The 12,824-nt window shown below is 40.3% G+C and carries 11 protein-coding genes and 3 pseudogenes; 12 read left to right on the top strand and 2 right to left on the bottom strand.

Going from position 1 to position 12,824, the window contains the following annotated elements:
- Positions 1-608 (top strand): annotated as a pseudogene (locus tag E2K74_RS10830) (Fe/S-dependent 2-methylisocitrate dehydratase AcnD); the annotation flags it as partial.
- Positions 609-1,167: 559 nt separating this feature from the next.
- Here the strand turns inward: E2K74_RS10830 and E2K74_RS10825 are convergent.
- Positions 1,168-2,562 (bottom strand): GntP family permease, encoded by a 1,395-nt coding sequence (locus E2K74_RS10825; protein WP_264766499.1) that lies wholly within the window; start codon positions 2,560-2,562, stop codon positions 1,168-1,170.
- 613 nt (positions 2,563-3,175) lie between these two features.
- Between E2K74_RS10825 and E2K74_RS14605 the strand changes: the two are divergent.
- From E2K74_RS14605 to E2K74_RS10775, 10 genes and pseudogenes are all read left to right on the top strand, one after another.
- Positions 3,176-3,440, top strand: a pseudogene (locus tag E2K74_RS14605) (GntP family permease); the annotation flags it as partial.
- Between the two features lie 37 nt (positions 3,441-3,477).
- Entirely contained in the window at positions 3,478-4,263 is a 786-nt protein-coding gene (locus E2K74_RS10815; RefSeq protein WP_151207553.1) for a 3-hydroxybutyrate dehydrogenase, read from the top strand.
- Positions 4,264-4,912: 649 nt separating this feature from the next.
- Positions 4,913-5,056, top strand: a complete 144-nt coding sequence (locus tag E2K74_RS10810; protein WP_086322766.1) for a zinc ribbon-containing protein — start codon at positions 4,913-4,915, stop codon at positions 5,054-5,056.
- 108 nt (positions 5,057-5,164) lie between these two features.
- A pseudogene (locus tag E2K74_RS15135) lies at positions 5,165-5,536 on the top strand (DUF4126 domain-containing protein); the annotation flags it as partial.
- A 478-nt stretch (positions 5,537-6,014) separates the two neighbouring features.
- Positions 6,015-6,221: a hypothetical protein gene (locus E2K74_RS10800; RefSeq protein WP_151207550.1), complete on the top strand. Its 207-nt coding sequence runs from the start codon at positions 6,015-6,017 to the stop codon at positions 6,219-6,221.
- Positions 6,222-6,482: 261 nt separating this feature from the next.
- On the top strand, positions 6,483-6,704 hold the full coding sequence (locus tag E2K74_RS10795) for a hypothetical protein (RefSeq protein WP_151205103.1): 222 nt from the start codon (positions 6,483-6,485) through the stop codon (positions 6,702-6,704).
- A gap of 1,289 nt (positions 6,705-7,993) precedes the next feature.
- The gene (locus tag E2K74_RS10790; protein WP_151207548.1) at positions 7,994-8,659 is read left to right on the top strand and encodes a pseudouridine synthase; all 666 of its coding nucleotides are present in this window, start codon (positions 7,994-7,996) and stop codon (positions 8,657-8,659) included.
- Positions 8,660-8,924: 265 nt separating this feature from the next.
- On the top strand, positions 8,925-9,311 hold the full coding sequence (locus E2K74_RS10785; protein WP_151207546.1) for a ribonuclease E inhibitor RraB: 387 nt from the start codon (positions 8,925-8,927) through the stop codon (positions 9,309-9,311).
- 264 nt (positions 9,312-9,575) lie between these two features.
- Positions 9,576-10,022 carry an SRPBCC domain-containing protein gene (locus tag E2K74_RS10780; RefSeq protein ID WP_151205106.1) on the top strand — a complete coding sequence of 149 codons (447 nt, stop codon included), beginning with the start codon at positions 9,576-9,578 and terminating at the stop codon, positions 10,020-10,022.
- A gap of 116 nt (positions 10,023-10,138) precedes the next feature.
- The gene (locus E2K74_RS10775) at positions 10,139-10,477 is read left to right on the top strand and encodes a zinc ribbon domain-containing protein YjdM (protein ID WP_151205107.1); all 339 of its coding nucleotides are present in this window, start codon (positions 10,139-10,141) and stop codon (positions 10,475-10,477) included.
- Positions 10,478-11,138: 661 nt separating this feature from the next.
- Here the strand turns inward: E2K74_RS10775 and E2K74_RS10770 are convergent.
- Positions 11,139-11,906: a hydroxymethylpyrimidine/phosphomethylpyrimidine kinase gene (locus tag E2K74_RS10770; protein ID WP_151205108.1), complete on the bottom strand. Its 768-nt coding sequence runs from the start codon at positions 11,904-11,906 to the stop codon at positions 11,139-11,141.
- Between the two features lie 95 nt (positions 11,907-12,001).
- Between E2K74_RS10770 and E2K74_RS10765 the strand changes: the two genes are divergently transcribed.
- Positions 12,002-12,649, top strand: coding sequence for an HAD-IA family hydrolase (locus E2K74_RS10765; RefSeq protein WP_151205109.1), 648 nt, complete (start codon positions 12,002-12,004; stop codon positions 12,647-12,649).
- Positions 12,650-12,824 lie beyond the last annotated feature (175 nt).

Genomic DNA, 12,824 nt, shown 5'->3' with positions numbered 1-12,824 from the left:
AAGACTTCAACTCTTACGCAACGCACCGCGGTGACCATTTGACGGCGCAGCGTGCAACCTTTGCCAATCCGAAACTGTTTAATGAAATGGTGGTGCGTTCTGACGGCAGCATCAAACAGGGTTCAAAGGCACGTGTGGAGCCGGAAGGTGAGGTGATGCGGATGTGGGAAGCGATTGAAACCTATATGAACCGCAAACAGCCGCTGATCATTATTGCCGGCAAGGACTATGGTCAGGGCTCAAGCCGTGACTGGGCGGCCAAAGGGGTGCGTCTTGCCGGGGTGGAAGTGATTGTAGCAGAAGGATTTGAGCGTATTCACCGTACCAATCTGGTCGGTATGGGCGTATTGCCGCTGGAGTTTAAACCGGGCACGGATCGTAAGACCCTGAAGCTGGACGGGACGGAGCTGTATAGCGTGATGGGGAATATTGCGCCGCGTTCTGACCTGACTTTGGTGATTGAGCGTGCAACTGAAGATGGCAAGAATCAGATTGTTGAAGTCCCGGTGACCTGTCGTCTGGATACTGAGGAAGAGGTGTCTGTCTATGAAGCCGGTGGAGTATTGCAGCGCTTTGCACAAGATTTTCTGGAAGGCAATGTGGCATAAGACTTTAAGCTTAAAGTAATTGTTATTATTGTAAAAAGACCCTGCTGTTAAGTGGGGTTTTTTTATTTGCGCATATATCAGAGATTTGGGTAAATTAATGAAGACACTTTTGCATCAATGTGTACACAAGCTGGTTTAATTACAAATGGTTCAATAAGTGCTAAAACGGATTGCGTTTTTATGTAGAGTTTCTGATTTTTGAAGGCATTTTAATAAATGTGCTTCACAGATCAGCAGTAAAGTATGAAGTGTAACTATGCGACTAGGTCCCTAGAATTCTACTTCGCCCTCAATCAATCTTTGGCCATGTATGTTGTAAATGGTGTCAAAGTAAACCCGTTTCCGCTCATGAACAACTTTGGTTACTGTAGCGATGACATCAATACCATTACTTTCATAAACTGGTTTTAAAAATCGCAAATTGAGAGCCTTTTTCGGGGGCTATAGTGCGGTTTAAGGTATCAGATCAATCTATATGAAAGTCATCTATCTAAGCCAGTTTCATATTTAATCCTTAAAAATGGCTACAGGACGCTTTGCAGCATCCTGTAAATACGGATTAGAATGAGCCGAAAAGCGTACCCAAAGTAATTGCTACAACAAGCGATACCAGTGGAATGGCAACCGTACACATGGCCACATTGCCATAGGATTGTTTGTGCGTCATGCCACAGATAGACAGTAATGTGATAACCGCACCTGAGTGAGGCAGGGTATCTAAACTGCCTGCCGCCAATGCCGCAATACGGTGTAATAATTCAGGGTTGATACCAGCAGCAGTCGCCATAGCCAGGTAATCGGCACCCAAAGTCGATAAGGCAATCGACATACCGCCAGAAGAAGAACCGGTGATGCCTGCCAAAATATTCATGGCGATGGCTTCTGAAATCAATGGATTACTTGATACATTTAGCACCATATCGCGGATAATCACGAAGCCCGCCAATGATGCAATGACTGCACCATAGCCCACTTCAGAAGCTGTGTTGAAAATTGGCAACATCGAACCCAACGCACCTTTGTTTACAGTTTCTTTTAAGTTATTCCATTTGCCCAAGCGTAATAAAATCAAGCTCAAACATGCCGCCATCAAGGCAATCACCAATGCCCACAAACCTGTTTGTTTGCCAGGGTCTAAGTTTGGATAGAGTTCTTTGAACGAACTGAAGTCCATGCTGGGAAAAAGAATGTAGGTGAACAGAGCATTTACACCAATAACCAACAGCAAGGGTAAAAATGCCAAAAATACTGGCATTTCACCTTGAGAGTTCAAACCGTCTTCTAAGTTTTCTGCTTCTTGGGTATCAATACCGTATCCTTCGCCATTTCTATAAGCTTTACTGGCGCGGCTTTGTAACCATATGCAGCCCAAACCAAACATGATTAAACCGGAAATGGTGCCAATGCCGGGGGCAGCAAATACATTGGTACCAAAAAAAGGAATCGGAATCGCATTTTGAATGGAAGGCGAACCTGGTAGAGCGGTCATGGTAAAGGTAAATGAGCCTAAAGCGATGGCACCTGGAATTAAGTGCTTTGGAATGTTTGCCGCTTGAAACATGGACTTGGCAATGGGGTAAATAGCAAAAGCCACCACAAACAGTGATACCCCACCGTAAGTCAATACACCACACGCCAATACCACGGTCAAAATAGCTCGGTTATGCCCTAATTTCTTCATGATCCAGTTTGAAACACTGGATGCAGCACCCGAATCAACCATTAATTGGCCAAATAAGGCACCCAATAAAAAAATAGGAAAGAATTTTAAAATATAGCCGCCCAAAGCAGACATAAAGGTTTCTGTGTACTGGGGCATCATATATAGCATGTCGCCAGAAAGAAAAATGGCAATCGCTGCCATAATTGGTGCCAAAATCAGTACTGAAATACCTCGATAGGCAAAAAACATCAGTAATGCCAATGAGATGAGGATTGCTAAAGTGCCCATTATTTCTCCCTGTTGTTATTTTATCGTTATCCATAACGTTTTTTCTAAAAGGCCTAGGATCATGGTTGCTTTATTGAGCTGATACCCTTTTGACGCTAAGCCAGTTTCACCTTAGCATAATGATTTTAAATTAATCAATTGAGTTTATTAAACTAACCACTGTTGTTATACACGTTTCATTTTCTGAATTATGTGTCAATTAAAAATAATTACCGTCACACGCACTAAAATAAATAATGCGATGAGCCAAGACATATTAGTTCCATCGCATTATTGTAACTCTTGATTTATATTTTGATGGGAAGCTGTGTATTTTTTGTCTTTTGAGTTTTCTTTACAACAAAGAAATTATATAAATGGGGTTCAACTAAGCCGAATACTGTAGCTATACCAAGGCTAAAACCATTAGCTGATATTTTCTCCCCAACAATAGACAATAAAATAAATCAAACCATAGCGATACATCTGACGTTAAGCAAGCATCATATATTGAAGACTAAAGCACTCCAATTGATCGCACTAAACTATTTGGTCTGCTTAATTTAACTACTGGAATCTATCACTTGGAATTGAGTAAAAAATCATTGATGAAAATGCCCAGCAAAAATGAACTGCTACCACTGTGGCTTTAACGGGAGTATGGGTTCAGCCTCGGGGGGGGATGAGTATTGTCCTAGGTGTGATGGCGGATCAGTACAATGCAGCAATGGCATTATGCGGTATAGATACTTTACGCATAATGGCGCAGTTACCTTACTTGTGGTCACAGGTTTTAACCCATAAACAATCAATTCTATAAAGATATTTTTGCCATTACGATCATTAAAACCATTGCTGTATTTGTAGTGGTTGCTGCCTTTACTTGGTTGGGTGTTGTTTAAGAATTTAGAATGAAAAAATCAGACAACGGAGGATATGATGAGTCAACTGCTAAAAGATAAAGTTGCATTTATTACAGGTTCAGCCAGTGGTATTGGGCATGAAATTGCAAAGAAATTTGCCAAGGAGGGGGCTAAAGTTGTTATTTCTGACATGAATGCAGAAAAGTGCACTGAAGCTGTGATTGCATTTCAAAAAGAAGGCTTTGACGCGTTGTCTGCGCCTTGTGATGTCACAGATGAAGAGGCATATAGAGCCGCCATTGAACTGACTCAAAAAACTTATGGCCGTTTGGATATTTTAATCAATAATGCAGGTTTTCAATATATTGCCATGATTGAAGACTTTCCAACGGCAGTATATCAAAAGCTAATAAATGTCATGTTGGTGGGTTCATTTATTGGTATCAAGTATGCATTTCCAATCATGAAAGCCCAGCAGTTTGGCCGTGTTATTAATATGGCTTCGATTAATAGTTTAATTGGATTTGCAGGTAAGGCGGGCTATAACAGTGCTAAACATGGTGTGATTGGTTTGACCAAAGTCGCAGCTTTAGAGTGCGCTGGTGACGGCATTACAGTAAATGCTTTATGTCCCGGTTATGTTGATACGCCATTGGTACGTGGTCAAATTCATGACTTGGCTAAAACACGCAATGTCAGCGAACAAAGTGCATTAGAAGATGTGATTTTGGCGATGGTCCCACAAAAACGCTTATTGAGTGTGGAAGAAATTGCAGATTATGCAATTTTTCTTGCCAGTGATAAGGCGGGCGGTGTGACAGGACAAGCTGTGGTAATAGACGGTGGTTATACTGCCCAATAAGATTAATTTATATTTATTTAACCGCGGATTCAAATTCCAAGTGCAACCCATGTGTAGTGAGTCGAAAAAGTTAGGTATATTCGCAGAATCATGAAAGCACATGCGAAAGTCAAATCTAACGCAATCTTCATTTTATGAAATATCAGAAATTAATTGAGAGTATTAGTTCAAATTATCTGCACAAATATAATGTGTTTTATAATCGCGGAACTAAGAATCATGGTTTAAATAATTGGAATAGAGCAATCTAATGACTGCCGCAAAAGTTTTTATAACAGGTTGTAGTCAAGCTATCTGCTAACTTAGAAAGTTCACCTTGAAGGAAAATAGCTGAATTTTTCCTTTTTGGTAACAAATTAATGTTATGTAAAAAATAGTCACTGTAGCTTGCTTAAAGTTCTGGCATCCATACTCTTTGACTTTTTATAAAAAGAGAGGAGGAGCCAGCATAAGATCACAAAGCGCTTCAGCTGTAATGCAAATTGCAACCATTAAAGGAGCTCGCTCAACCTTTATAAACCCAGCATAATTTTTCTGAAATCATTTCTTGCAAAAATGACATCATTTTTATTCAAAATAACCAATAGACAGCCCTTACATTTTGGATATACACTAAGTTCACCATTTCTAAAACCTATGGAGAGCAAAGATGGTTACAGCTGGTCAAAAACCCGGAACAGGCTTCTATTTTTGTGTCAAATGCGGCCACCGCACCTACTTAGAAATTGGTACTGATCGTTTACCCCCGTGTACCAAATGCCTTGGCAATCAATTCAACAATAAGAATGCCTAAGCAGCATAAATAAAACAGTTACTCCCTGTTTTAAAAAAAGCCCTATTACTCCATAGGGCTTTTTTGTTACTTTAAATCTAGAACTTTATAAAAAGCATCAAGCACTAGATGGGCATATATAGAGAAACAGTATTAGGTTTATGCCTTGGATACAGCCTACAGCCTACAGCCTGCGGTTTGCGCGTATTTGTTTCCTTGTTGCTGATGAGTATTACTGCTCTCATAGGATGGTTTGAACCTATGAGAAGTTTTGAATATTTGGCAATACTATTCGTGGATATCGCTTGGCATATTGCTATCTTCTGTGAAATCGCAACTTACTATATGCCATGAGGTGATAATGTCTTAGACACCATAGCGACCCCGGCAGAAAGGCTCGCGCGTACACTCACCAGTATGGTTGTCAGTGGTGGAGCAATGTCACAGTTTGCCAGTTGGGCCAAGGCGATTATTGTAGGGAGTGGTACGGCAGGAACCGTATAAATGAGTACATTCAATGCGCGTGGCCTGTCGACTGTAACCCTAGGGAGTTCAATCGTGTGTTGTCTAACAAGAGGGAATAGATCGGCTTATTGTCCGTCTTGTCATTTTGAGTGCCAGTATTGGGCGTTGTTCTGGTTGTGAAGGTGATATGAGGCGTGCATTGGCTATAACAGAAGAAACAGGAAGATATAGATTGTTCTATGATACAAAGCTAATTTTCATTAATTTGATAGTAAGTTTTATAAAAACCTCCCATACCATTTAAAAAGCCAAGACGAATTTCTCAATCAGGCAAAATCTATTTTTTAAACTATTTTTCTTATAATTAACTGTCTTTTTTATTCAATTTCAAAAACTATCATCTTTTATGAAAATGATTGATTTTTGCGCATTATCGGTTTAATTTTATAAACACATAATTTTTGTATGGTTTTTTGAAGGTTGAAAATTCTAAAAAAACATGGGGGAACTAAAAATGATAAAATTTATTGTAGATGAAAAACCGATAGCCCAAGGCATACACCTAATACACAATGCAACGCTCGGTTGTGAGGATTTACCCGCATTTGACGATCAAGTTGTGCTGGGGTATTTCGCCAATTATGCACTGGCTTATCAGCGTGCAAGAATAAATTGGCCGACTGAAAAAGTAGAAGGTTGTAGCAAATGCTGTGCTGTATAAGACCGGTCTAAAACTTAAAAAAATTAACTACTGAAAAAACTCCACTCCTAAGGTGGGGTTTTTCAATATCTGCTCATGCTTAAACTACTTAATTCTTATCTAGATGCTGAATTATATTGATTTTTATATATTTAATTTCACCTCGACTCTCAGAATGTCTGACTACACCAAAGCTATGATTAAGGCGAGAAGTAGAATTTGAAAATTGATCGAAAAATCCCCATATAAATGATAAGACTTATAGTGTTAGGAACGGCTCAATTGCAACATTATCTCGATCTGAATCATGATTCAGGTGTGGCCAATTATGAGATTGGTAGAGAGTTTATTCGGGTTCAATTTAAGAAAAGCTCAAAAGTTTATACCTATAGCTATAGTAGCGCAGGCTATCAGCATGTCGAAAATATGAAGCAGCTGGCTCAATATGGCGATGGCTTGAATGCCTATATCAATCATCATACCCGTCATCTGTTTGTTCATTAAACCTGTTCAGATTGTGGTGATCAACCTGATTAATCAAAAACTTTTATAGGCCTTTAACAATGGGCTAGATGAGTGACAGGTGGATTTGGCCTGATATTGTTATATAACCTGAATATCATTTTCCGTAAGCGTTTTCCTGCCAGACTGGCATTAATTCTATTTGAATGTAATTAGCTTGATTGAGTGGTGATGGCTTTTGATCTATCTGAAACATTCTAATTCAAAGTTAGCCTTATTAAATCAGGGGCTGACTAGAGCGGAGTTATCTTTACAGTCCATCAGTAGAATTTAATCCAAGCACAATAATAAGCCATGCTTTTAACATGGCTACTGTAAAAACTCACGTATAAAAATACCGTGAAAACTGGTTTTTCCAGAAGAAAATAGCATCAAATAAGGGAGAGGGGAAATATTTTTCGATTCATAGATGTCTAAAGAAATAAATTTTCAAAAATCCAGAAAATTAAAAAAACATAGGAAATTAATCCCGTCGGGTTTTATCTATTATATCTCTCAAGGGTGTGATGGGATCGAAAAGAGTAGCATGCTGTGAGCGGCGCAAAACGCGAGTGCAGTACGTACCCAAAAGGTCTCGATTCGGCTTAGGACGCTATAGATCAAAAGTTTATAGGCTATAAGATCATTTCTTACAAAGAGTGATAGTTGAAGTAAACCATTCAGAGTTTTCCCAACACCCTAAAGAATTCTCAAAGAATAACCAGAGAAGACCTAAAATAAATCAGCTGTTGATTATCCTTCCAGACTTGCAGCATATACACATAAGCCTTCATTTCTTCTGCATCAATCTGCTATTTTAGCCTCAGACGCTTTGATACAGCTCATCTAAATCCCGCTGTATGAGTAGCGCTTTACAGGGTGTGGATTAGCTTTATAGGGTGTAGATTAAATGTAGTTTTTAATGAGCTTATTTTGAGACTCTTGATTACTTTAGAACCCCAACAGAGAGGAAGCTTTTATATAAATCAGCTTATAAAGGCTATGCGTTGCAGATTGAAGTCGAAACTATAAAAATAAGTGTAAAAATATCAAAGGCGTTGAGCTGATGAATCAGTTTATTCAAAAAGCAGTCTGGGGAAAATCAAGTTGGCCAATCAGGGGCTGTTTAGTATTGAAGATCGGGATAGCAATACGCCCTATCTGAAGAAAGCCCGGATGGTATCAACAGTTGAATCCTATCTGGCAGATTAGCTGGTACTTTAGGGGGCTGGATTGACAGGCGGAAGACGGCTTGTTATTTTGCCGGTTTTCACCTGATTCTTCACTTGCACATGCCAATTAACGACGACTTTGTCTACGCTCCGCCACAGGACGCGCTACAGATTCTTTATGAAGATGAAGATCTGGTGGTGATTGAAAAGCCAGCCGGATTATTGTCAGTTCCGGGACGTTTGCCCGAGCATCAGGATAGTGCCTATTTACGCATACTTGACCAGTATCCACAGGCAAAAATTACTCACCGTCTGGATATGGCAACGTCAGGTATTTTAATGTTCGCCAAACATCGTGCGGCCGAGGTTGCGGTCAGTAAAATGTTTCAGGCAAGAACGGTCTCCAAACGGTACGTGGCCTTGGTGCAAGGCCAGCTCAAAGGCGAAGGTTGTGTAGATGTGCCCTTAATTACAGACTGGGAAAACCGCCCACGTCAGATGGTGCACTATGAGCTGGGGAAGGCAGCCCAGACCTTATATCAGTCGCTTGAATATTCTGCGGAACAAGATATTAGCCGGATTTTACTGACACCGATTACAGGTCGCTCACATCAGCTTAGAGTGCATATGCTACATATTGGCCACCCGATTACCGGAGATAAACTTTATCATCCGAAACCACAGCGCAGTCCTTTAAAGCGGATGGCACTGCATGCCAGTCAGCTGATGTTCGAGCAGCCTTTGAGTGGAATTAAGGTTGAGATTCATGCCCAGGTTCCATTCTAGCCGATTTAAATACATTTGCTCTGAATATCAGTCTTTCCCCTTTTTTTGCTGGATTTCAATAGCTGCGTATTTGCTGAATATAGGGTTGGGGCTATCGGGTTTCTCAGGATTGAATGTGGCTGACTTTATACAAAGCTTTATGTATAAAAATCATATGTTTGTTTTTGTTTAAGAGCGCATGTTTTTTTGTAGGAAACTCGATAATGGTTTGAAAATCAGTTAATCTAGCAGCACAATAAAACACCATCAGAATAAGGACAGGTTTATGTCACGCGATTACAAAAAATTCCCCGATGATGAAAATGGCAATGTGTTGTGGCAAATGCACCAGGATGGCGATGATCTGGATGAAGCGCATGAAATTGAATTTTCAATCGTCTTTAGTGATGAGGATCAGGCCGATCGCTGTGCGCTGCATTTATTAAAAGAAGAACAGAAAATCAGCCTGTTTCAGGATGAAGAAAGTGACACCTTGGAATGGGTTATTACCATTTATATTTATATGGAACCGGCCTATGAAGATATTGTCGATCTGGAACAATGGTTTAGTAAAATTGCTTCCGAGTTTCAGGGCGAATATGATGGCTGGGGCTGTATGGCCTATGTATATGATGACGATCTGGATGAGGAAAACTCGCCGCTCAACAGTTAGTCTTTTGTAGAATGATCCAATAAAAAACCCGGTATTGCCGGGTTTTTTATTGGCCTTATTTTTGTTCCCTGCCTGAGAGGAGTTGAAAAATGTGCCTCAGCGTCAATCTGGAGGAACGTTTGGCAGATTCTGGATACAGAGCAATAATATATATACCCGGATGGCTTGGATAAAATATAAAGCTGATTGAGATGAGCGATGGCATGGTCAGGATCAGGAAGATCCTTTCCTTATAATAAATATAAATAAAAAGGCTGAGCCGAAATGAGTTATACCGTCAAAATGTATCGTGTATTTAGTGCGCCGCCCGAACGGGTATATCGCGCTTTTGTCGATCCCGGTGCAATGGCGAAGTGGCTGGCGCCGCATGGGTTTATTGCCGCAGTCGAGTATGCTGAGATCAGGCCGGGCGGGCGTTATCGAATTACTTTTACCAATTTTTCGACCGGTACTCAGCATTATTTTTATGGCATGTATCATGAGGTTATTCCCAATCAGCTACTGCGTTATAGCGATCAGTTTTCTACACCGGAATCGGAAGGAGAAATTGAGGTAACGGTCATCTTTGAAAAAGTCTCTGTTGGCACTGGTCTGCATATTATTCAGGTCGGCTATCCGGATCTGGTGCCTCCGGCGGTGAGTCATCTCTGCTGGCAGGAATCGTTACAACTTTTATCTTGGCTGGTAAATCCGCATATTTCAGATATTTGAGTTTCTCGTCGAGACAGAAAGGCTTCTGTTGCCGAGCCATGAGTTTATGGGTCAAAGATGCTATACTGTTTCTTTATTTTTGATTTTTCTATATTTTTTATTTCGTTGAGGTCACTATGGCTCTACCAAACTGTCCGAAATGTCAATCTGAATATACTTATGAAGATGGCGACCTGCTGATTTGTCCTGAATGTGCATATGAATGGAAAGAGGGAGAAGTGAGCGAGGAAGAGGTTAGCATTAAAGACGCATATGGAAATGTCCTGAATGATGGTGATACGGTTACAGTTATTAAGGATCTAAAACTTAAGGGTTCTTCTTCCGTCGTTAAAGTAGGGACTAAGGTGAAGAACATCCGTCTTTTGCCTGATGCCAGTGATGGGCATGATCTTGATTGTAAAATTGAGGGCATGGGCGCAATCAAACTGAAATCGGAATATGTAAAGAAAGCATAAAGGCTGGCTTTAGCATTTAATATTTGGCTGTAGATCGAGATCTGGCGGGATCTTTGCTCTACAGCTTTTTTATATGGAGCTTTTAATCTCGTTCTTTACGGTTTAGCGAGAAAACAGAAAAGACTTTTATAATTTTAGGTCTATCATAATTTTAAAAATCGCAGTTTACAGATAAGCTCAAAACTAGAACTTCTCATTAAAACTGCTCTCTAACTTCTCATTAAAACTGCTCTCTACTTAGAGAATTCTGACCTTTTTACAGCGCGCAGATCGGGCCATATCTCAGCTTGAGTTTTGTGGTCATGACTGGACGGCATTTTTTACATCAAGATTCAGGCAGGGCAGGCGACAATTCAGTCCCCCTAGGGTGTCGTTTTTTGCTAGCAAGATGCTTATTCATATGGAAAGCGGCTTGTGGCTGAGGGATTAAAATAAGCTGCGAAAATAGTAGCAATAGCCTTAAATATGAGGAAGCTGATCAAAAGTTGGTATTAGCCTGAAGACACTGGATAAAAAGTTCATATGAGGTGTTTTGAGTTGAGCAGTACAGACCAAGCATACGATTGATGTCAAATCCTTCTCTATTTAATAAAATAATACTATCCAGAACAATAGTAGCGATTAAAAAAAGCCTGAATGACTCAGGCTTTAATTTTTGATCTTAGAAACGCTTTGGAATTCTCTGACCATTCGGGACCGGGATGTCAGCATTTTTTAATACGCCAAATAACCAGGTTTCAGCATGCTGTACCGCTGTTTTCAGCTGGTCGCCTATTGCCAGGCGTCCGGCTATAAAACTGGCCAGAGAGCAGCCCGAGCCATGATATTCGCCTGCCAGGCGCGGGCAGCGGGTTTCATTTACCAGTTCGCCCTGAATGTACAAGCTATTTTGAATATATTCTGGAGTATCTTCATGACCGCCTTTGACCAGAACCGCCTGTGCGCCCATTTCAAACAGCTTTTTAGCCGCACGTTCTAAATTCTGCTCACCAGTCAGGGCACGTAACTCAACCGTATTTGGTGTTAAAACTGTAGCCAGTGGAATGAGTTGGGCAAATGCTTGGACCAGAGTCTCCTGATTGCCCAGAGAGCCGCCACTATTGGCGACCAGAACCGGATCGAGCACATAGAGATAATCAGGATGCGCCATTAAAAACTCGGCCAATGCGGCAATATTGTCGGTGGTTCCCAGCATACCGGATTTCACACAGCGTATGGGCAGATCATTCACGACTGCATTGGCCTGAGCCAGAAGTAAGTCCCTTGAGGTAGCTTCGAAGCCAAATACCTGCTGCGAGTTTTGAATGGTAAGTGCAGTACAGGCAATTGCAGCATGAGCACCACTTTGACCGATGGCTTCAATATCTGCTTGAAGACCTGCTCCACCAGATGGATCTAAACCTGAAAAGCAAAGTACCGTAGGGCGCAAAATGATGTCCTTTTATTCATGAAAAATTATCCTAGTATAGGCAAATTTGGCTAAACTCTCGATATGAATTTATATAGGTTTTTATGGGGAAAGTGATGATACGAAATATTTTGATTGATCTGGATGGGACTTTAACTGATCCAAAAGTTGGAATTACCGCTTCTGCCCGTTATGGTCTGGAGAAAGTCGGCCATCCGATTGGCGATGAAATCAATATTGACTGGATTATCGGTCCACCCTTGAAAGCCTCTCTGGCCAAAATTTTAAATATTGAAGTAAATGATGTTCTGGCTGAACAAGCCCTAATGGGTTATCGCGAGCGTTTCGTAGTCAAAGGTCTGTATGAAAACCATGTGTTTGATGGGGTGGCAGACACGCTGGCTGAGCTGAAACGCCGTGGTTATTGTTTATTTGTGGCAACAGCGAAACCCACTGTTTATGCTCAACAGATTTTGGAGCACTTTGAACTGGCTGAATACTTTATTGAAATTTATGGCAGTGAGCTCAATGGCGATAGAACCGATAAAGCAGAACTGATCCAGTATATTCTTGAGCAACAACAGTTGCAGGCCAATCAGTGCATGATGGTCGGTGATCGTGAGTACGATATTTTGGGGGCACGTCAGAATGGGATCGAATCGATTGCTGTGAATTATGGCTATGGTAGTGAAGAAGAATTAAAGCTCGCTCTACCAAAATATCAGATAGAAAAATTTAGTGATTTGTTAAATTATTTTAAATAGATTTTAAAATATTTGAATTAATTTTTCTTTTTTAAAAATATATAGTCAGTCATAAGTAATGGCTATATATTAATCTTTTAGTTGATATAATGTACAATCAATATATATACGTAAAATATAATTTATTTAAGTATAAGATATAAATAACAAAAATTGTGTTTAATTTATATTAATT

It is taken from the genome of Acinetobacter sp. RF15B (genome assembly GCF_007558235.1).
GTDB lineage: Bacteria > Pseudomonadota > Gammaproteobacteria > Pseudomonadales > Moraxellaceae > Acinetobacter > Acinetobacter lwoffii_C.
Note: the sequence above shows the minus strand (reverse complement) of the source record. Positions and strands in the feature narration are given on the sequence as shown.